Source organism: Acinetobacter junii, assembly GCF_018336855.1.
Lineage (GTDB): Bacteria > Pseudomonadota > Gammaproteobacteria > Pseudomonadales > Moraxellaceae > Acinetobacter > Acinetobacter junii.
On sequence record NZ_CP059558.1, the window covers coordinates 1,765,040 to 1,786,871 of the forward strand.

The following is a 21,832-nucleotide window of genomic DNA, read 5'->3' on the forward strand; positions in this document are numbered from 1 at the left end:
TATTAAAGTATAAGCTATAGATGTCTGATAAAGTCTCTAACTATCCAATAGATCAGAGAAAGTTGCATTTAATAACTTTGCTAGATCATTAGGATCTAAACCAATATCCAGCCCTCTTTTCCCACCACTGACATATATTTTATTAAATGTCTGCGCCGTCGCATCAATGACGGTTTTTAGACGTTTCTTCTGCCCTAATGGACTAATTCCACCAACTAAATAACCAGTCAAACGTTCAGCATCTTTAGGATTTGCCATTTGTAATTTCTTACATCCCACCGCTGCTGCAACTTTTTTTAAATTGAGTTGATGGTTTACAGGTAAGATCGCAATAAAATAGTTTTTTTCATCTGTGACCATTAATGTTTTGAAGACTTCTTCTACACGTAAATTGAGTTTTTCAGCAGCTTCTAAACCAAAACTCTTCGCGTTAGCATCATGTTCATATTCATGAATCGAGAATGCTATTTTGTTTTTTTCCAATAACTTACAAGCTGGTGTCATTTGATATCTGGGTTATTTCGATGATTCTTAAGTTTGATAAGTGTAGCATTTTAAAAAAAATATTTTCAATTTGCTTAGGCTATTTTGAATAGAGTTCTTGATAATTATTTTACAAACCTTATATAAAGACTGAATGCAATTAAGAATGGCGCAAAAACTTCATGAGTTATAAACATAATAATCTGATGGCGATGCGTCAGAGCTACTGGGATGACGAATCTTCTTCTACCGTTCAAGCTGAAAAACAATTTCTCCGTGATACTTTGGTTGAAGAAGGTATTTTCGAGAATGCGACTTTAGACGACACCAAGTACTTTTTCTTCACATTACCCAGTATTATTATCGTGAAAGCTCATGCTTTAGGTTTTCATCATAGTATTGTCAAACGTATGTTGATTAAGCATATACATACAAACCGAGCAGCTCTAATACGTAAATCAGCCCTTAAAATTCAGTTTAAAATTTAGTACATATGTATAAATAGCTGACTTAAGCCATCTCCAATTTGCTTAGGCTATTTAGATATTGTTGACTTAAATCACAAATTTAGACTGATAATTCAAGCGATTGAACTATTTTAATACGTTCAAACGCTGTAATATCCACTACAATTTAACTCTCGGCTTTCCTCCCCCTCCGATTTCAGCATAGGATTTTTCTTTCATGTCAGATCAGAACGATAAGCTCAAGAATCTAAAAACCTCGTCTGTGGATCGTCGCTTATCTATTGCAAAAGCTTCTTTACTTGCTGGAACTCGTTGGGCAACTGCAAGTGCTACCTCTATGTTTTCTAGTGAGGAAGAAAAAGAGAAGAAACGTAAAAAAGCGATGGCTGTTCAAGCCCATTATTTGGTCTCTGAAATTGGAAAATTAAAAGGTTCAATTGTTAAAATTGGACAAATGATGGCTTTATATGGTGAACATTTCTTACCAGAAGAAATCACTCAAGCACTCAATACGCTAAATAATCAAACTGTTGCTTTAGCATGGCCTGCAATCAAAGCGCACTTACATGAGCAATTAGGTTCAAAACTCAATGATCTAACGATTGATCATGAACCAATCGGTACTGCATCATTGGCACAAGTTCACCGTGCGATTCGTAAATCTGATGGTTTAGAAGTTGTATTGAAGATTCAATACCCTGGTGTTGCAGAAGCGATTGATTCTGACATGAATCTTTTCAAAAACATGCTGAAGCTCACACGAATGGTTCCTCAAACACGTGAGTTCGACCAGTGGTTTGATGAAGTTCGTGAAATGATGCACCGTGAAGTGAATTATGACATTGAGGCAGCGACAACTCGACGTTTCGCAGAACGCTTGAAAGATGACCCGCGTTATATTGTTCCACAAATTGTTGATGAATTCTGTGCTGACAAAGTTCTGTGTATGACATTTGAGCGTGGAGTACCTATCAACAGCCCTGTTATGCTTTCTTTACCTCAAGAGCGCCGTAATCAACTTGGTGAAGCTTCACTAGAAATTGCAGTACGTGAGCTGTTCGAATGGGGTGAGATGCAAACTGATCCTAATTTTGGTAATTACCTTGTCCGCTTAGGCAATGGTGATGATGTAAAGGATAAGATTGTATTGCTAGACTTCGGTGCAATTCGCCAATTTGATGACAATCTACTTTCTGTCGCACGGAATCTTATCCATGCAGGATATGATCATGACAAAACTGCTATGGTTAAAGCGATGACAGGTTATGAATTTTTTGATTCGATGCCTGAAAGTGTAAAACCAGGTATGGCGGATGTGTTTTTAATTGCGACCGAAGCTTTTAGTAACCCAAGCAATAATCCTGATATGCCTGCTGGTGTGATGGATGAACAAGATCGTTATGATTGGAAAAAAAGCCAACTACATAGTCGCGTAATGCAACAAGCTGCTCAGTCTATGGCTTCTCGTTATTTCTCAGTCCCTCCTAAAGAATTTATGTTTATTAGCCGTAAGTTCATTGGTGCTTATACCTTCATGACAGTGATCGAGGCGAAGACAAATGTTCGCAAAATGATTCGTCAATTTGCATAAACCAAATTAATTCAGTCATATTGACCAATCTGCTCTGTCAGTTTGGTCAATTTTTTTTTGCTATAATTTTTTTTCATTTTTTTAAATTATTTAAAAACATAAACTTATCTATCTTTATTCACTTAATTAATCCTTTATCTTTCTAATATTGACACGTCAAAGAAGACATAGTTTTTTTAGCTTTAGCATGCGAGCATAAATTCACAATCATCCTCTAGGATAAAATCATGTCAAATATGATGAATAAGGCTCAAGGTCTCGGGCTATCATTGATCACTAAAATCGCAGGAAGCGAAGTGCTCGATCAACTCAAATTAAGAAAGTTTGTAGAAAAGTCTCTATACCAAGGTTCAAAAACTGGTTTTAAAGTTCTAACAAAAACTCAGAAAGCTTTTAAACCGCAACCAATTGACAAACAACGTTTACCAAATCAAGTTAATAAAAATCTATTTGATTTAGGATTGACTGAAGAGCAACAAATGACATCAGATGCTATGTCACAATTTGCTCAGGAAGTGCTTTACAATTTAGCACATGATGCAGATCACAATGCACAATTCCCCGAAGAACTTTGGCAGCATTTGGTTGATTTAGGCTTGAACTACTATGCATTACCTGAGGCTTTAGGTGGTGTTGCCGCAGAACAAAATATTGTCAGTAATATCCTAATTGCTGAAAACTTAGCTAAAGGTGATTTCAGTCTTACAGCTGGATTATTAAGCACATTCAGCGTGATCAATGCCATCACTCGTTGGGGATCAACACAAGTACAAAGTATGTATTTGCCTTGTTTTGCTGAAGACACAGATATTACAGCGACATTTGCATTTCAAGAAGCAACCCCTGCATTTAATCCATACCAATTAAAAACGAAAGCCACCGAACAAAATGGTCAATTCTATATCACAGGTGAAAAGACTTTAGTCGTTTTAGGTAATACATCTGATGTATTCCTTGTCAGTGCAGAATATAACGGTCAACCTGATATTTTTGTCGTGCAATGTGATGAAAGTATTGCCATCAAATCAAATCCAGCGATGGGTCTAAAAGCTGCTGAAACTGCTACCTTACAGTTCAATCAAACTCCAGCTTTACGATTAGGTGATGCTGATTTCGATTACACAGCATTTGTAGATCTGGGTAACTTGATGTGGTGTGCGATGGCTGTAGGTACGTGCGAGGCGATCAAAGCATACTGCATCAAATATGCAAATGAACGTACAGCTTTCGGTGAGCCTATATCTCATCGTCAAAGTGTTGCCTTCATGATTGCAGATATGGCTATTGAAATTGATGCAATGCGCATGTTGGTGCTCAATGCAGCAAGCTTAGCTGAAGCGGGTCAACCATTTCATCGTGAAGCTTACCTTGCAAGACTTTTGTGCGCTGAAAAATCTATGAAAATCGGTACGGATGGTGTACAGATCCTAGGTGGTCATGGTTTTACAAAAGAACACCCTGTTGAACGTTGGTATCGTGATTTGCGTGCTACTGCAATCTTACATTCTGGCTTACATGCTTAATTGATCATTCGAGGATATTACAATGAATTTACAAAATCCTAAAAAATTCAAAATGATGGTCGATCAGGCACATGAAGTTGCTTTGAATGTACTGCGCCCAATTTCAAGAAAGTATGACAAAGCCGAACATACCTATCCAAAAGAATTGGATATGTTGGCATCATTAATTGATGGCATGAATGAAGGTGGTGAAGGAATAAATGCAGGTGCTGCCGTTGGCAAACGTGGAGAAACTGAGTCAGGTAACAAAAACGGCAATAATATGTCGACTGCTCTCGGTATTATCGAAATGTGCTATGGCGATACGGGTTTATTGTTAAGTATGCCTCGCCAAGGCTTGGGTAACTCTGCTATAGCGGCAGTAGCAAATGACGAGCAACTTGAACGTTTTAAAGGGACTTGGGCAGCCATGGCAATTACTGAACCAGGTTGTGGTTCGGACTCAGCTGCTATTCGTACGACTGCAACTCAAGATGGTGATGAATACATCTTAAATGGCGAAAAAATCTTTGTCACTTCAGGTGATCGTGCCGATTCAGTTGTAGTTTGGGCAACACTAGATAAAAAGCTTGGTCGTGCAGCTATAAAATCCTTTGTTGTACCCAAAGGTACGCCAGGAATGAAAGTTGAACGTTTGGAGCATAAACTAGGAATTAAAGCATCAGATACTGCTGTCATTAGTTTCATAGACTGTCGTGTTCCTGCTGCCAATCTATTAGGTAATCCTGAGATAGATGTCGCAAAAGGTTTTGCTGGAGTTATGGAAACCTTTGATAATACACGCCCTCTCGTTGCAGCAATGGCGATTGGTTGTGCCAAAGCATCACTCGAACGTATCAAAGAAATCTTCAAAGATCAGCTTGATCCAGACTATAAAACACCTTATTTACAAACTTCAAACTTAGCTGCGCAAATCTATCGGATGGAAGCTGAATGGGAAGCTGCTCGCCTGCTTATGGTTAAATCCACATGGATGGCAGACAACAAAAAACCAAACTCAAAAGAAGCTTCTATTGCCAAAGCTAAAGCTGGTCGTGTTGGTAATGAAATCACGCTCAAATGTGTAGAACTTGCTGCAAGTGTAGGTTATGGTGAAGATGAATTACTGGAAAAATGGGCACGTGACTCAAAAATTCTAGATATTTTTGAAGGTACTCAACAGATTCAGCAATTGATCATCGCACGTCGAGAATTGGGTAAATCATCGAGCGAATTGAAATAATTTGGCTTAATTCGAAAACTAATAAAAAGGACGTTAAATTAACGTCCTTTTTTTGAAATATAATTCTCGTTTATCTCATCGTCACAAACTCTTCCGCAGAAGTCGGATGAATTGCAACGGTATTATCAAAATCTCTTTTTGTTGCCCCCATTTTCAAAGCGACTGCAAAACCTTGTAGTATTTCATCCATGCCAAAACCTATACCATGGATACCCACAATTTTTTCCTCTTCACCAACACAAACCAATTTCATTTTGGTTGGCTGGCGATGCTGTGTAATTGCACTATACATAGCGGTAAAAGAAGAATTATAGACTTTTACTGACTGCTCTCCGTACTGCTCAATCGCTTCTTGTTCTGCAATACCAACAGTTCCTATCGGTGGATGGCTAAACACCACTGTTGGGATATTTTCATAATCTAGATATTCATTTGGTTTATTGTTAAATAATCGTTCAGATAGTCTCCGACCTGCAGCAACAGCAACAGGTGTGAGTTCCATTTTTCCAGTAATATCACCAACAGCATAAATCCCTTTCTGAGTTGTATTTTGGAATTTATCAACTTCAATATAACCACGATCGTTCAACTGAACATTTGCTTTATCTAAATTTAGATTTGCTGTATGTGGCTCGCGTCCAGTCGCCCAAATTAGGCAATCGACTTTATGCACCTCACCATTTTCGAGATGTAAATTAACTGAACCATCAATATTTTTAGTCACTTTTTGAGGGATAGCTTGTGTATGAATTTTCACGCCATCAGCTTGCATTACCTCAACCAAAGTTTCACTTAAGAACTGATCAAATCTTCTGACAGGAAAATCTTTTCTAATGAACAATCCAACTTGTGAGCCTAATGCATTTAATACCCCTGCAAGCTCAACAGCAATATATCCAGAACCAATAACTGCTGTTGTTTTTGGTAAAGCACTCAGTTCAAAAAAGCCATTGGAATCAATTCCATATTCAACACCTTCAATCTTAGGCAATAATGGCTGTGTGCCTGTTGCAATCAATATATGATCAGCAGTGAAAATTTCACCATTCACTTCAATTGTATTTTGATTTACAAATTGGGCAGCACCTTGTATCAAATCCACATTATTTTTACTTAGGCTATTTTCATATGATTGATGAATTCGATCTATATAGGCTTGTCTGTTTTTAACTAAAGTTTGCCAATTAAAAGATTCTATTTGGGTATTAAATCCATAATCCTCAGCATATTTATGGATTGATTCAGCGATATGTGCTGCATACCACATTACTTTCTTGGGTACACAACCGACATTTACACATGTTCCACCAATTTCAGACCTTTCAATCAAGGCACATTTCATTCCATACATTGCCGCTCGATTGACTGATGCAATACCACCACTCCCACCACCTATAGCAATATAATCATAATGTTTTGTCATGTTTGCCTCTTAAATAATCAGAAATTCTTTTTAAAGTTAAATATCTAAATAGATATACAGTATTAAAAATATAAAGCCTTTGTTTTTAATGGTTTTAATACAAGAAAATAAAAAAGCACCAATCATCTCTGATTGGTGCTTCTGCTTTGGGAGCAGCTTTTCAGCTTATTCCGTAGTTACAGTCTCTAAAGATGTTTGTTCAAGCGATTGATCAACAACACCAAACTTCTTAAAGATTTTCGCACGACGTTTAGGATAAATGTTCGCTTTGTTTAAATCACCTTTGTAGTGTTCAACAACTCGTTTATCCATCATTTTAAACCATAGAGGTGGAATGAGTGCTGGTAATAGCATACTTGCATAACCACTTGGCAATTCTGGCGCTTCGTCGAAATGACGCAATGCTTGGAATGGACGTGTTGGATACGCGTGATGGTCTGAATGACGCTGTAATTGATACAAGAATAAGTTCGTTACGATATTATTGTTGTTCCAGCTATGCTCTGGCATTGTACGTTGATACTTACCATTTGCATCTTTTTGACGTTTCAAACCATAGTGTTCGATGTAGTTAATCACTTCAAACAAACTGATTCCGTAGAATGCTTGAGTCGCTAAATAAGGAATCACGCCTTTGCCGAATATACCAACCATAGAACCATGGAAAGCTGCGCTCATTCCCCAACCTTGAAGCAACTCATTGTCTAATGACCAGAACTCTTTGCCTTTACGTTTTAGACGAGTCGTTTCGATCTCAATCGCAGATTTCAAAGAACCGAAAACTGTACGTGGCCAAAACTCATAGAACGTTTCGCCCATTTGAGAAGATGCTGGATCTTCTGGTGTAGCAGCACGTTTATGGTGACCATAAGGATGTTCAACGCGGAAATGGTTATAGCCAGTTGGTACAAGCGCTAAGTGCGATAAAATATGATCAAGACGATCATGCTTATGGCTAAGCTCATGCGCAGTATTGATTGCAATACCGTTAATCGCACCCATTGAAATACCAAGTAAAATTTTATCTAGGAAAGAAGTATCTTTACGACTAGTTAAATAACACGCATAAATGTTTGCAGCATATTGTAAAGGAATGAAACTTTTAACAAGACGAGCATAGTATGGATCTTGTTCTAGTAACTTCACTTCCTCAGATGTTGGGTTATTTGCATCTTTCCCTACGATAGTATCAATTGCAGGAATCACAATATGAAGTAAGATAGGACCACCTAAAGCAAAGATCTTTTTCAGTGGGCGTGGTGCAAGTTGGTAACCACCTAATATCCCAATACCAATCACTGGTAATGCAGGACTAATTGCCCATAAATAACGTTTACGATCCAACTCTAACTTTGATTTTGCTAGAGGCGCAAGTGGCTGCTCTACATTTACTGGCGCATTCATAATCATATCCATGTCTTTGTATATATATACATATTTTGATTGAAAATGATTGACATGACAGTAGCAAACGTCCAAAAAACCTATGTCAGCGTCTTTGGCATAATCCACCCTGTTTTTGTCCCTTAAACACATATTGAATTATTAACCCTGCTTCCTATAATCTAACTGAAATATAAAATTATTGTTCTTATGGATGCTTTAAGTAAAATTTTTGATGATATACATCTCAATCGAACCGAATATATCTACTTGAAAACACAAGGAGAATGGTCATTTTTATGTCATGAGCAACCTGCTCTTATCGTCCACATCGTTTTGGTTGGATCTGTTTATATTCAATTAAATTCACAAAATAGTTTAACTGCGAACGCAGGTGAAATTGTCATTATAACCTCTGGAAAGCAACATACTGGAGCTGATAATGCGGTAAGAAAGTTAGTTAATGCTTTAGATATTTCTAATTTGTTTGATGGACATAAAAATGAAGCCATCGAGTTTGGTACCGAGTCAGTAGAAAAAAATCTGATTCTAACCGTCCGTTGTCAAATGGATACCATCATGGCTCGTCCGTTCATGCAAGCCTTGCCAGAAGTCATTCATGTACAACATGGCGAAACAACTGCGCCTGAATGGCTACAAATCGGTTTGCATTTTCTAGCCCTCGAAACACAAAATATTCAAGCAGGTCGAGATATCATTATCGATCATCTTGTAAGTATTTTACTGATCAAATGTATTAGAGACCACATTCAAAATATTTCAACTAAACATGGCTGGCTGAGTGCACTTAATCATCCAGAACTGAGCTATGCTTTAGCATCAATTCATAATCAACCTGAATTAGCATGGACTGTTGAAAGCCTTGCGGAACAATGCTGTATGTCTCGCTCAAAGTTTGCAAGCCTGTTTCATGAGGTGATTGGAGAATCACCCCTTGCCTATCTACAGCAACACCGTATGAGACTCGCAAGCAAGTATTTACGCAAAAGTAACTACTCTATTCAACAAATTGCCAATATGGTGGGATACACGTCTGAAACAGCATTTAGCCAAGCTTTTAAACGTACATATGAATTATCACCCAAACCGTATCGCCAAAAATTTTTAGAAAGTTAAGATATAAAAAACAAAAAAGACACCTAAGTGTCTTTTTCAAATTCAATCAGATATAAATCAACGAACAATGCCGCGAGTTGATTTTTCTAATGAATCAATAAAGAGTTGTGCTTCAGGCGTATTTTCAAGAATTTCATCTCGAATTTGCGCAATCGCTTGTTCAGTCGTCAAACCTGATTTATAGATCAACTTATACGCTTCTCTTAAACCTTGTATCGTATTTCTTGACCATCCTTTACGACGCATACCTTCAATATTCATTCCGTATGCATGTGCAGGATTACCTGAAGCCATCACATAAGCAGGCACATCTTTAAGAATAAGCGCCGCACCACCAATCATGCTATACGAATCGATTCGGCAGAACTGATGAATACCAGCATTTCCACCTACGATCACATGATCACCTACATGTACGTGACCCGCTACACCAACATTATTAGCAAAAATATTATGATTACCAATAACACAATCGTGGGCAATATGGGTATTTACCATTAATAAATTGTGGCTACCAATTTTGGTAATACTTTGATCCTGAACAGTACCTCTGTGTAAGGTACAATGTTCACGAATAGCGTTGTGATCGCCTATCTCTAACCATGTCTCTTCGCCTTGATATTTCAAATCTTGGCAAATTTCCCCGATACTCGAAAATTGGAAAATATCGTTATTTTTTCCAATTTTAGTAAATCCCCCGACCACAACATGCGAACGTAATTTTGTGCCTGCATCAATAGTTACATTTGGACCAATAATACAATACGGTCCAATTTGTACATCAGATGCAATTTCTGCAGATGCGTCAATAATTGCGGTTGGATGAATTAAATTTTGACTACTCATGTCTGCTCAATTTTCTGATGGGAAATAATAATCTCAGCCGTCGCGGCAATCTTACCGTCAACACTGGCACTACAATTGTACTTGTAAATGCCACGTTTTTGCATAACTAGCTCAGATTTTAAGATAAGCTGATCGCCCGCGACAACTTGTTTCTTAAATCTTATTTTCTCCGCACCTGCAAAAAGGAACAATGAACCTGCTTTTGGCTTCTGATTGGTTAAAACAAAACCTAAAATTCCAGACACTTGAGCGAGAGCCTCAATGATCAAAACACCAGGCATAATTGGATATGTCGGGAAATGCCCTTGGAGAAACTCTTCATTAATAGATACGTTCTTATAACCAACGATACTATTCTCAGTAACTTCCGTAACTCGATCAACTAATAAAAATGGGTAACGATGAGGTAAATATTCACGAATTGTAAGAATATCCATCGGTAATTCAGGCATAGTAAATGCTGGAGATGTTGACTCAGTCATAATAAATTATTTACGTAACTTAAGGGTTGATTCAAGGGACTCTAATTGAGCTTGCATATGATCAAGCCTTTTAGTGATTTGGGTCAATGGCACATCTGCTAATTGTCTTAGGCGTACAACCGTTCTTTTCCAATGGTTATTTTCAAAAAGACCAATTCCAGAAGAAAACGTTCCAGCTTCAGAAATATTTTTTGTGACCATTGACATTCCAGTCAACGTCACATTATCCGCAATATTTAAATGTCCCGCAACCGCACTTCCACCACCTATGATACAGTTTTTGCCAATTCGCACACTTCCTGCAATTGCACAATTCGCAGCTATCGCTGTGTTTTGACCAATTTGTACGTTATGGGCGATTTGCACAAGATTATCAATAATGACACCATCATCGAGAATAGTATTATCTAATGCACCACGATCAATACAACAATTTGAACCGATTCGAACATCATTACCGATTAATACCGAACCTAATTGAGCGATACGATGCCATTTACCTTGATATGGTGCAAAACCGAATCCCTCTGAACCAATCGTCGTATTAGCATGAATGCGTACACGATCTTTGAGTTTAGATTCACCAGTGATGGTTACATGAGAGTCAATGAAGCAATCCTTTCCTATTTCCACATCATCATCTAGATGGACTTGGGATTGAATAACGGTATTACTTCCAACAACACAATTTTCTCCAATCACAACATAATGACCAATATAGGCATCATCAGCAATGATGGCAGAAGGATGAATTTGAGCAGTACTTTCGATTCCTCTTTGCACATTTTTTTTATCAAATACATGTGTGAGCATAGCGAAAGCTAAATAGGGATTTGAAACAACGATAAAGTTGTGTTTTGAGCTTAATTGTTCTTTTAATGCTTCAGTGACAATGTATGCACCCGCCTGACTAGCCTGAGCTTGTGCTAAGTATTTTTCACCATTTACAAAGCAAATGTGATAATTCTGTGCGTTTTCTAAACTTGCTAAATTATGAATCTGAAAATCTTTTTGACCGATATACTCACCTTGTACAAGGTGAGCAATCTCTTCTAAACGATAACTACGTCTATTCATTGATTATTTCATTGCATTGACCTTTTGGATCATTTTATCAGTTAAATCATACTGAGCGTCAGAGGCAATCGTAGAATTTTTATTTAAAATAAAGTCTAAGTTATTCTCTTTTCTCAATTGTTCAGCAGCTTGCTTTACACGATTTTCAAAAGTTGTATTCATCGTTTGTAGAGATGACTGTACTTTAGTTTGTAAACTTTGTTGAGTTGTATTGAATTCATTAACTTTAGCTTGGTATTGAGCAGAAAGTTTTTGTAAGTCAGCTTGATTCGCTGATTGAGCTTTCTGTTGAAGACCTTCAATTTCTTTACCTAACTGCTCTAGTTTAGTCGAAGTAGGTTTTACCGATTGACCTAAACTCGCATTTTGCTGCTTTAGATATGTACTACTTTCAACGACTTTAGCTAAGTCTACAACCGCAATACCACCTGCATTTGCTGTAACCGTTAAACCTAAAGCAACCATCAATATTGATAATCTTTTCATTATTTCTTACTTCCTTTTCTATATTTTTAGGGGAAAGTCGTACTTAGAAAGTACGACCGATTTCAAATTGAATAGATTTTGTATCATCGCCTTTCTTATCATTAAGCGGATATGCATAGCTTAGAGATAAAGGACCGATCATCGTAATCCAAGTAAAACCAACACCAACACTGTAACGCATGTTGCCAAAATCAAACTTATAGTTATCTTTACAATATTGTTTGATATCAACACTATTACCATCAACTAAAAGATCGCCTTTAGGCACATCACATTGTGTATCGAAGACTTGTGCACCCTCAGCAAACACTACAGGTCTTACTTGACGAGTCCAATCACCTTTGAATGGCAAAGGTATCGCAAGTTCAGTACCAAATTGTACTAGGGCGTTACCACCAACTTCTTCCGGATTCGGGTCATTTTTTCCTGTTTCTTGGAAAATGACACTCGGATATTTTGGACCTAAAGTACTGTTTTCATAACCACGTACAGAGCCATAACCACCTGCATAGAAGTTTTTGTAGAACGGCAAGTCATTACCATAGCCCAACTTACCATAGCCACGTAGTACAAAATTATTACCTAATGGCATAAATGCCTGCGCATCATAAGTCACTTTTTGGTATTCAACATCACTGCCTGGTAAACCAACTTCTAAACCAACTCGATGTGACATACCCGAAGTTGGGAAAATCGGACGATTCAGTGTATTGTAAGACCAACCCAAATTAAGCATATAGGTTAAGAATTCGCCTTCAAATGCACTTTCGTAGTCTTCGTAACCACCCTCACATATAGGTAAACCGGTTACAGGATCAGTTTTAACTTTCCCATCTTGATCTTCTTCAAATTTACCACTTGGACACCAAGTAGACTTACCCGTAGCTTTACCACCATTCGCTAATAAATAGTCACGAATATAAGTTGAAACACTTGGACCCGTTCTAACTTTGGTCTTATCAACACCCAAAGAAGCACTTAAGCTTTGATTTTCATCGATAGGATAACCAAAGCTTAAACTACCGCCATAACTGTCAGTTACATAGTTATTAACGTTATAATCTTCATTTAACTTGGTTTTACGATAGTAGACGTTGTAACCACGGCTTACACCATCAATTGTAAAGTATGGGTCAGTTACGCTGAGGTTGTAGTAATCTTGAGTTTCAGAACGAGATAAATCAACAGATACTCGATTTCCTGTACCCATAAAGTTAGTTTGGCTCAGACCCGCTTGGAATGTAATACCACCATTCTGAGAATAACCCACAGCAAGAGTTGTTGTACCTGAATGTTGTTCTTCAACATTCACATTTAAATCAACTTGGTCAGGAGAATTTGGAACACGAACTGGTTTGACATCTACAGTTTTGAAGAAACCTGTACGTTCTAAACGAACTTTAGAGAGATCAATTTTCTCGTTACTTGCCAATGCACCTTCCATTTGACGCATTTCACGACGTAAAACTTCATCAGCTGTTTTACTATTACCAGTGAAATTGATACGACGAACTGTAACTTGCTGACCTGGATTGATATAGTAATTTAAATTAACGATACCAGTCTGATTATTAATCTCAGGAACTACGTTTACCTCAGCGTAGTAATAACCAGCATTACCATACTTCCGAAGCAATAATTGTTTTACAGCATTCACTTTTTCTTGTGAATAAGTTTCACCATCTTTATAAAGTTTTAGAGCTTGTAATTCTTCCGGCTTATATAAAGCATCGCCTAAGAATTTTGTTTCGCCAAATTTAAACTGGCTACCCTCATCAACTGATACTTCAATAAAGATATTCTTTTTATCTTCACTGATATTCAATTGCGAGTTAATAATATTAAAGTTGATATAACCTTTATTTAAATATAAAGCGCGTAAAGCCTCTAAGCTCGCAGCCATTTTCTCACGTGCATAACGGTCATTACGTGTAACGACAGATGCCCAACCACTTTCCTTAACAGCAAAAGCCTGTTTAATATCACTGTCACTAAATACCGTATTACCAATAATATTGATATCAAAAACTTTTGCTGGAGTACCTTCGTTGAAATTCAATTTTAATTCAACGCGATTATTCGGTCGAGCAACAGTTTCTACCGTTACATCAGCATCATAACGACCTTGTTGTGTATATTGCTGCTCAAGTTCTGTTTCAATAATCTGCAAAGCAGATTTTTTGAAAACTTCACCCTCAGCAATTCCCATCTTTTTCAAACCTTGTTCTAAGGCTTCTTTAGGAATAAGTTTATTGCCTTTAAATTCCAATTTTGAAATTACAGGGCGTTCAATCACTTTGAAAACAAGGACATTATTTTCTTTAAATGCCTTAATATCATCAAAAAGACCTGAAGCATAAAGAGTACGAATCGATTCGGCAATCATTGGATCGCTGACTCTGTCGCCACTATTTACTGGTAACATCGAATAGATACTCGCAGGTGTTAAACGCACAAGGCCATCAATTCGTATATCTTGTGCAAGAAACTCATCTGCTGCGTATACTTGTTGTACCGCTGCCATCGCACTAACCAGTGCCAAAGGCATTAATAAATGTGTGTGACGCATGCCCATATATTTTCCAGTAAGTTAAATTCCATTTGCGCTTATAAGCGCATGAAGTCGTTAAATAAAGCCAAAAGCATCATGCTACCGAGCAGTACCATACCAACTTTTAGACCAAATATCTGTATTTGTTCAGAAACAGGTTTACCACGAATTGCTTCGATAAAGTAATAAACTAAATGACCACCATCGAGCATAGGAATAGGCAATAGATTTAAAATACCCAAACTTACACTCATCAATGCCATAAAGGATATAAATGTTTGCCATCCCATTTCAGCACTCTGACCCGCAACTTTTGCAATCGTAATTGGACCAGATAAATTATCCAAACCAATTAAACCACGCACCATTTTAACAATTGAGTTAAAAATCATATTAGAGAGCTGAACAGTTTTATCAACTGCAACACCTAAAGCTTCTAGTGGTGAATATTGGATTGTTTGCTTGTATTCATTCGGGATTGTGATCTTACCCACATCACTTTTCACACCAAGCACGCCCGATACATTCCCCATATTATCGCGCTGACCTTGAGGCATAACCTGTAAGTTAACAATTTGACCTTTACGATCAACAGCAATATTGAGTAATTTTTCAGGAGATTTTTGCACTACATCAACAACATCGAACCAATCTTTCATGGCGACACCATTGATCGAAACTATACGATCACCAACTTTCATGCCTTGACGAATCGCTGCACCATCTTCACTTAGCTCTTTAACAGTTGCAGGAATCACTGGACGGTATGGAAGAAAGCCTAAAACATCCAATGGTGATTGGCTCTGATCCTTTAAAAAATCTTTAATCGGTAAACTAAATTGCTTCTCAGTACCATTCCGATCAACAACAACTGAAACTTGTCCAGTTTCGCCAACTCTATCAACAAGCGTATAGTTTAATTTTTCCCATGTCGGCGTTGTTTGCCCATCCACCTCTATGATTTTATCACCAACTTTTAAATCAACTTGAGCAGCTGGTGTGTTTGGCATAATTTTACCAATACGCGTGTTAAGCTGTTCTTGAGCAGGTAAAAATAGAATCCAAAATAGGAAAATAGCAAAGATCAAATTGATTAAAGGACCTGCTGCAACAATAGCTATACGCTTCCAAGGAGACTGACGATTAAAAGCATACGGCAAATCTTCAGCAGCAACATTTCCCTCTCGTTCATCTAGCATTTTTACGTAGCCACCAAGTGGTAATGCTGACAATTGATATTGAATACCTGATTTTTTAGACTGCCATTTTAATAAAGTAGGACCAAAACCAATTGAATATACTAGAACTTTTACGCCGAGTTTACGTGCCACCCAATAATGACCAAATTCATGAATCGCAATTAATGGACCAAGCAACAAAATCGCTGCAACAATCATAAACAGTGCATTCATACGATTTAGCCTCCTATATCCACAATGTGTTTTTCAGCAATTTGTCTTGCGATCATATCAGTATGCAAAATGATGTCTATATTTTCTGCTTTAGCATTTTGTACATTTTGCAAAGCATAATCGACGACTTGTGGTATTTGTGTGAAACCTATCTGCTGTTTTAAAAATGCTGCTACTGCAACTTCATTTGCAGCATTGAGTACAGTTGGTGCCAACCCACCAGCACGCATGGCTTGACGTGCAAGATCTAATGCAGGAAAACGAATAATGTCAGGAGATTGAAAATTTAAGTGAGCTACATCAAATAGGTTTAATGCAGGAACATCTGTTTTTAAACGTTTTGGCCAAGCCAACGCATGTGCAATTGGAGTACACATGTCAGGATTTCCCATTTGTGCCAAAGTTGAACCGTCCACATATTGCACCATTGAATGAATGATACTTTGTGGATGAACCACGACTGTAACAAAATGTTCTGAAATTGAAAACAAATGACAAGCCTCGATAAGCTCAAGACCTTTATTCATTAAAGTGGCAGAATCGACTGAGATTTTTTGTCCCATTGACCAATTCGGATGTTTACAAGCTTGTTGAGGTGTCACATCTTTTAATTGATCAAGAGTATGATTTAAAAAAGGTCCACCTGAAGCCGTTAATAAGATTTGAGAAACACCTAACTGAGGCTGTCCTGTTCTTTCTACATCCAGATAATCATGCGGTAAAGACTGGAAAATCGCATTATGCTCAGAATCAACAGGTAATAATAATGCACCATGCTGACGTGCAGCCTGCATCATAATATCACCTGACATAACTAATGATTCTTTATTTGCTAGGAGTACTCTTTTGCCAGCTTTTACAGCCGCCAAAGTAGGAAGTAATCCTGCAGCACCCACAATTGCTGCCATGACAATATCAACATCGGCATGTTCAGCGATTGCAATCAAGCCAGATTGATCAGTGAGTATCTCTATATTTATTAAATTTTCTTGATTAAAAAGTTGTTTTAACTCAAGTGCTTTTTCATTAGGCACAACAACAACTTTTGGACGATGTTGCTTACATATTTTTAAAAGTTCATCTAAACGACTATATGCAGAGACTGCAAACACATTGTATTGGTCTGGATGCTGCTCCAATACTTTTAATGTACTTTGACCAATTGAACCAGTGACACCCAATATACATACAGCTTGCGTCATTTAAAGATCTACACCAATGAGTTTCAAAATATACATACCTGCAGCAAAAATTGGTGCTGCCGCAAGCAAAGAATCAATTCGGTCAAGTACACCACCATGTCCAGGCAAAACGCGACCAGAATCTTTGATTCCAGCACGGCGTTTAATCATTGACTCAAACAAGTCACCTAGAACAGATGCAAAGACTGTGATGATTGATAGAACTAAAAATAGGATAAGTTGAATAGCAGTTAAATTTAAATATGAATATTGTACAACCAACATAATAATTACTGTCGTCGCAACACCACCATATAATCCTTCAACTGATTTATTTGGGCTAACTGTTGGAGCAAGTTTTTTCTTACCAAACTTACGACCGACAAAATATGCACCACTATCCGCTCCCCAAACAAGAAGGAACAAATACATTAACCACCATGGCGAACTATGCCAAACTGAATATAATGCGGTGACCGCAGCAGAAATTAGGATAAAACCTATGGCATACAAAGATACATTGTACCAGTTATCAGATTCAGGGAAGTTTTTGACCCAGTAAATACTACCTAGCCAAGTTAAAATAGATGCAGCCCACAGTAATAAAGCAACATCATCAAAAAACAACGCAAGAGTTGAAACTGCTGCTACGCATCCACCATAAATCCAAGCTTTAGGCTTTGAAACCAGTGCTTCGCCATGAGGCATAAGTTTAAACCACTCATATCCAGCCACCCCCGCAGCTAAGATCATAAGAATAAACATTGGATAATGTGATTGCGTTGCAAACATGCAACTTAAAACAACAGCAACTAATACCAATGCGGTTATAATCCGCTCTAACATTATTAATTCTCTATTTTCGCTTGTTGAATCTGTTCAGATGTTTTACCAAAACGTCTTTCTCGCCCTGAAAATACATCAAAAGCGTGGTCTAATTCTTTTACTGTAAACTCAGGCCATAATGTATCTGTAAAATACAATTCTGCATATGCCGCTTGCCAAAGTAAGAAGTTAGATAAACGATAATCCCCACCTGTACGTATTAATAAATCTACGGCAGGTAAGTCATTTAGACTGACATATTTATCGAATAAATCAACATTTATCTGATCTACTTGAACTTTTCCATCTACAACATCTTGAGCGATACACTTGGCTGCATGCGCCATATCCCACATTCCGCCATAACTGATTGCAATCGTTAAAGTCATAGAATTGAAAGATGCCGTTTTTTGTTCTGCATATAACATTAAATCTTTTAATTCATTTGATAATTTAGAACGATCACCAATGAAACGTAATGCTATATTGAATTTTTCCATTCGAGGTAATTGTTCATGAATTGTGTCTTCTAACAATTTCATTAACAAATCAACTTCGAACTGAGGTCTATTCCAATTTTCACTTGAAAATGCAAAAACAGTTAAAGCTTGAACACCCACTCTTTTACAATGTTCAACGATCGGATCAAGGACATTCTTACCTTCACGATGCCCATCACCTTTTTGCAATTTATTTTTTTTTGCAAAACGATTGTTGCCATCCATAATGATGGCAACATGTTTTGGAAGAAGCGGTTCTTCTTGTAAGGTCATAAAAATTAGACCTTCATTAATTCTGCTTCTTTTGCAGCTAGACGTTTATCTACTTCTGCAACATATTTATCTGTGATCTTTTGAATATCTTCACCAGCACGGCGTTCATCATCTTCAGAAATTTCTTTTTCCTTCAATAATGCTTTGATATCACCTAAAACATCACGACGAATGTTTCGAATAGCAACTTTTGCATTTTCAGCTTCATTACGAGCAACTTTTTGCATGTCACGACGAGTTTCTTCAGTCAACGCAGGTAAAGGTACACGAATTGAATCAGCTGTAATTGGGTTTAAACCCAAATCACTTTCACGAATTGCTTTATCAATTGCAGAAACCATTGTACGCTCAAATGGCTGAACAATAAGCGTACGAGAATCTTCAACACCTACGTTAGCAACTTGATTCAAAGGAACGTCAGAACCATAGTAAGGAACCATCACACCATTTAAAATTGATGGGTGAGCACGTCCAGTACGAACTTTAGCAAAACCTTGTTCTAAAGAATCAAGTGTTTTCTGCATGCGCTGTTCGCTATCTTTTTTGAGATCGTTAATCATATGATCTTCCTTACTTATTCATTAGGTATTACAAAATATTTAAACATTAGTATAAAGAGCTTTCGGTCTCACGTACATTAGTTCGTAACGTGAGTACCCTCTTTTTCGCCCATTACTACAGAAAGCAATGCACCAGATTTGTTCATATCAAAAACTTGCAATGGAACATTATGGTCACGACACAAGCAAATCGCAGTTAAGTCCATTACACCAAGTTTTTCATCAAGTACTTGATCGAAAGTTAAGTTATCGTACTTCACAGCATCGTCATATTTGCTTGGATCTTTGTTGTAGACACCATCAACTTTCGTCGCTTTCAAAATAAGGTTTGCTTCAATCTCGATACCACGCAAACAAGCTGCTGTATCAGTTGTAAAGAACGGATTTCCCGTTCCTGCTACAAACACACAAACTTCACCTTGGCTTAAATGACGAATCGCATCACGACTTGAATAAGATTCAACAACTGTTCCGATCGGAAGAGCAGACATTAAACGTGTTTTAATGTTGCGACGAACTAATGCATCACGCATTGCCAAACCATTCATAACTGTAGCCAGCATCCCCATTTGGTCACCAGTTACACGCCCAACCAAACCGTCTTTTTGTAACTGACTTCCACGATATAAGTTACCGCCACCAACTACAATTCCGACTTGTACTCCTAAACCAACCAAGTGAGCAATCGAAAGCGACATTTGATCAAGGACTTGGGCATCAATACCCATATCTTTATTACCCGCTAAAGCTTCACCAGAAAGCTTTAACAAAATACGTGCATAACGTGGATTTTTAGAAGCTGACATACTTTTACTCCAAACCGACCAATCTCATAAATTCTTTTATCGCATTTAATATTAAGCAGACTTAATCTGAATTAACTTTGCAAATAAATCATATTCATCCGCATCAGTAATTTCGACTTCAAGCAGATCACCTGCTTTAATCACACTTTTATCAATATCTTCTACAAAAACATTACCGTCAATTTCAGGTGCATCCGCGTAAGAACGCGCCACCGCTACTGGAAATTCATCTTCCAAGCTGTCTACAAGCACAGTCATCTTTTGACCGATACGCTTTTGTAGTTTTGCAGCAGAAATTTCTTGTTGGACTTCCATAAAACGTTCATAACGTTCTTGCTTAATTTCTTCAGGTACGTGATCAGGAAGATCATTTGCCGTTGCACCCTCCACAGGTGAATAAGTAAAGCAACCTACGCGATCTAACTGAGCTTCTTTTAACCAATCAAGTAATATTTGGAAGTCTTCTTCTGTTTCACCTGGGAAACCAACCACGAAGGTAGAACGAATCACCAATTCAGGGCATTTTTCACGCCACAACTTCAAACGCTCTAACGTATTTTCACTATGAGCTGGTCGCTTCATCAATTTTAAGATGCGCGGACTGGCATGCTGAAAAGGAATATCTAAATATGGCAGGATTTTCCCTTGAGCCATTAGATCAATTACTGCATCAACATGTGGATATGGGTAGACATAATGTAGGCGCACCCAAATACCAAGTTGCCCTAACGCTTCGCACATGTCGTAAAACTTGGTTTTAACAGGCTGACCATTCCAAAAATCTAATTTGTATTTGGTGTCCACACCATAAGCTGAAGTATCTTGAGAAATCACAAGAACTTCTTTGACACCAGCGCGCTTTAATGCTGCTGCTTCATCTAATACACTACCTACTGGACGAGATACTAGATCACCTCGCATACTTGGAATAATGCAGAATGTACAACGGTGATTACACCCTTCTGATATTTTCAAATAAGCGTAGTGTTTAGGTGTCAAACGCACACCTTGTTCAGGGACTAAATCAATAAAAGGATTGTGTTTTGGCGGTGCAGGTACATACTCATGTACTGCTTCCATTACATCCTGATATGCTGCCGCACCTGTTACTTTAAGTACATTTGGGTGCATTTGGCGAATTTTGTCTTCGTCTTTACCTAAACAACCTGTTACGATAACTCGACCGTTTTCGCTCATGGCTTCGCCAATCGCGTCTAAAGACTCTTGTACTGCAGATTCAATAAAACCACAGGTGTTAACAACAACCAAATCTGCACCGTCATAATCTGATGCAACTTGATAACCTTCAGTCTTTAACTGAGTTAAAATTCGTTCAGAATCTACCAATGCCTTAGGACAACCTAAAGATACAAAACCGACTTTGGGGGTCTTCATGAATCTGCGCTCCACTTGAATCGGCGTATTGTATGTCTTTTCTCGCCTTCCGCATAGCTGCAAAGCCATCTCTTTGTGTAATGCACCAAAATACAACCAGTATTTTTAACAAAAACCAACATTGCACCAATTTAGAACACTATAAAATTTCAAAATAACTTAATGTATGTGAAAAATAACGTATAAATAGAACATTAACGAAATAAGTT

The 21,832-nt window shown here is 37.7% G+C and carries 20 protein-coding genes; 5 read left to right on the top strand and 15 right to left on the bottom strand.

The features are described from left to right. Window positions 1-36: 36 nt before the first annotated feature. Window positions 37-504, bottom strand: a complete 468-nt coding sequence (gene ybaK, locus H2677_RS08330; RefSeq protein WP_004954520.1) for a Cys-tRNA(Pro) deacylase — start codon at window positions 502-504, stop codon at window positions 37-39. 161 nt (window positions 505-665) lie between these two features. Between ybaK and H2677_RS08335 the strand changes: the two genes are divergently transcribed. The 4 genes from H2677_RS08335 to H2677_RS08350 all read left to right on the top strand — a co-directional run bounded on the left by H2677_RS08335 (window position 666) and on the right by H2677_RS08350 (window position 5,286). Then, the gene (locus tag H2677_RS08335) at window positions 666-971 is read left to right on the top strand and encodes a hypothetical protein (protein ID WP_212638305.1); all 306 of its coding nucleotides are present in this window, start codon (window positions 666-668) and stop codon (window positions 969-971) included. 196 nt (window positions 972-1,167) lie between these two features. Continuing rightward, the gene (locus tag H2677_RS08340; RefSeq protein WP_212638306.1) at window positions 1,168-2,541 is read left to right on the top strand and encodes an ABC1 kinase family protein; all 1,374 of its coding nucleotides are present in this window, start codon (window positions 1,168-1,170) and stop codon (window positions 2,539-2,541) included. Between the two features lie 236 nt (window positions 2,542-2,777). Beyond that, the gene (locus tag H2677_RS08345; protein WP_212639596.1) at window positions 2,778-4,064 is read left to right on the top strand and encodes an acyl-CoA dehydrogenase family protein; all 1,287 of its coding nucleotides are present in this window, start codon (window positions 2,778-2,780) and stop codon (window positions 4,062-4,064) included. A gap of 22 nt (window positions 4,065-4,086) precedes the next feature. Next, window positions 4,087-5,286 carry an acyl-CoA dehydrogenase family protein gene (locus H2677_RS08350; protein WP_212638307.1) on the top strand — a complete coding sequence of 400 codons (1,200 nt, stop codon included), beginning with the start codon at window positions 4,087-4,089 and terminating at the stop codon, window positions 5,284-5,286. 70 nt (window positions 5,287-5,356) lie between these two features. Here the strand turns inward: H2677_RS08350 and gorA are convergent, their stop codons facing one another. Both gorA and H2677_RS08360 read right to left on the bottom strand, forming a co-directional pair. Continuing rightward, complete coding sequence (gene gorA, locus H2677_RS08355) at window positions 5,357-6,709, bottom strand: glutathione-disulfide reductase (RefSeq protein ID WP_212638308.1); 1,353 nt, start codon at window positions 6,707-6,709, stop codon at window positions 5,357-5,359. Window positions 6,710-6,874: 165 nt separating this feature from the next. Then, the gene (locus H2677_RS08360; RefSeq protein ID WP_212638309.1) at window positions 6,875-8,113 is read right to left on the bottom strand and encodes an alkane 1-monooxygenase; all 1,239 of its coding nucleotides are present in this window, start codon (window positions 8,111-8,113) and stop codon (window positions 6,875-6,877) included. A gap of 189 nt (window positions 8,114-8,302) precedes the next feature. Here H2677_RS08360 and H2677_RS08365 point away from each other — a divergent pair, with 189 nt between their 5' ends. Beyond that, complete coding sequence (locus tag H2677_RS08365) at window positions 8,303-9,229, top strand: AraC family transcriptional regulator (protein WP_004954535.1); 927 nt, start codon at window positions 8,303-8,305, stop codon at window positions 9,227-9,229. A gap of 57 nt (window positions 9,230-9,286) precedes the next feature. Here the strand turns inward: H2677_RS08365 and lpxA are convergent, their stop codons facing one another. The 12 genes from lpxA to rimO all read right to left on the bottom strand — a co-directional run bounded on the left by lpxA (window position 9,287) and on the right by rimO (window position 21,623). Continuing rightward, window positions 9,287-10,075 carry an acyl-ACP--UDP-N-acetylglucosamine O-acyltransferase gene (gene lpxA, locus H2677_RS08370; RefSeq protein ID WP_004954536.1) on the bottom strand — a complete coding sequence of 263 codons (789 nt, stop codon included), beginning with the start codon at window positions 10,073-10,075 and terminating at the stop codon, window positions 9,287-9,289. After that, window positions 10,072-10,557, bottom strand: coding sequence for a 3-hydroxyacyl-ACP dehydratase FabZ (gene fabZ / locus H2677_RS08375; RefSeq protein ID WP_004915652.1), 486 nt, complete (start codon window positions 10,555-10,557; stop codon window positions 10,072-10,074). Before fabZ ends, lpxA begins: the two co-directional genes overlap by 4 nt. A 6-nt stretch (window positions 10,558-10,563) precedes the next feature. Next, a complete protein-coding gene (gene lpxD / locus H2677_RS08380; RefSeq protein WP_212638310.1) occupies window positions 10,564-11,634 on the bottom strand; it encodes a UDP-3-O-(3-hydroxymyristoyl)glucosamine N-acyltransferase in 1,071 nt (356 codons plus the stop codon). 3 nt (window positions 11,635-11,637) lie between these two features. Further along, the gene (locus H2677_RS08385; RefSeq protein ID WP_004915646.1) at window positions 11,638-12,120 is read right to left on the bottom strand and encodes an OmpH family outer membrane protein; all 483 of its coding nucleotides are present in this window, start codon (window positions 12,118-12,120) and stop codon (window positions 11,638-11,640) included. 43 nt (window positions 12,121-12,163) lie between these two features. Next, on the bottom strand, window positions 12,164-14,695 hold the full coding sequence (bamA, locus tag H2677_RS08390; protein ID WP_212638311.1) for an outer membrane protein assembly factor BamA: 2,532 nt from the start codon (window positions 14,693-14,695) through the stop codon (window positions 12,164-12,166). A 32-nt stretch (window positions 14,696-14,727) separates the two neighbouring features. After that, window positions 14,728-16,083 (bottom strand): RIP metalloprotease RseP, encoded by a 1,356-nt coding sequence (gene rseP / locus H2677_RS08395; RefSeq protein ID WP_004915640.1) that lies wholly within the window; start codon window positions 16,081-16,083, stop codon window positions 14,728-14,730. A 5-nt stretch (window positions 16,084-16,088) separates the two neighbouring features. Next, complete coding sequence (gene ispC, locus H2677_RS08400) at window positions 16,089-17,285, bottom strand: 1-deoxy-D-xylulose-5-phosphate reductoisomerase (protein ID WP_212638312.1); 1,197 nt, start codon at window positions 17,283-17,285, stop codon at window positions 16,089-16,091. After that, window positions 17,286-18,110 (bottom strand): phosphatidate cytidylyltransferase, encoded by an 825-nt coding sequence (locus H2677_RS08405; RefSeq protein WP_004954552.1) that lies wholly within the window; start codon window positions 18,108-18,110, stop codon window positions 17,286-17,288. It lies immediately after the preceding gene. A gap of 2 nt (window positions 18,111-18,112) precedes the next feature. Further along, window positions 18,113-18,862, bottom strand: coding sequence for a polyprenyl diphosphate synthase (uppS, locus tag H2677_RS08410; RefSeq protein WP_004915632.1), 750 nt, complete (start codon window positions 18,860-18,862; stop codon window positions 18,113-18,115). Window positions 18,863-18,867: 5 nt separating this feature from the next. Then, complete coding sequence (gene frr, locus H2677_RS08415) at window positions 18,868-19,422, bottom strand: ribosome recycling factor (RefSeq protein WP_004915629.1); 555 nt, start codon at window positions 19,420-19,422, stop codon at window positions 18,868-18,870. Window positions 19,423-19,499: 77 nt separating this feature from the next. Further along, window positions 19,500-20,228, bottom strand: coding sequence for a UMP kinase (gene pyrH, locus H2677_RS08420; RefSeq protein ID WP_004662027.1), 729 nt, complete (start codon window positions 20,226-20,228; stop codon window positions 19,500-19,502). A 51-nt stretch (window positions 20,229-20,279) separates the two neighbouring features. Next, window positions 20,280-21,623: a 30S ribosomal protein S12 methylthiotransferase RimO gene (gene rimO / locus H2677_RS08425; protein ID WP_004915625.1), complete on the bottom strand. Its 1,344-nt coding sequence runs from the start codon at window positions 21,621-21,623 to the stop codon at window positions 20,280-20,282. Window positions 21,624-21,832 lie beyond the last annotated feature (209 nt).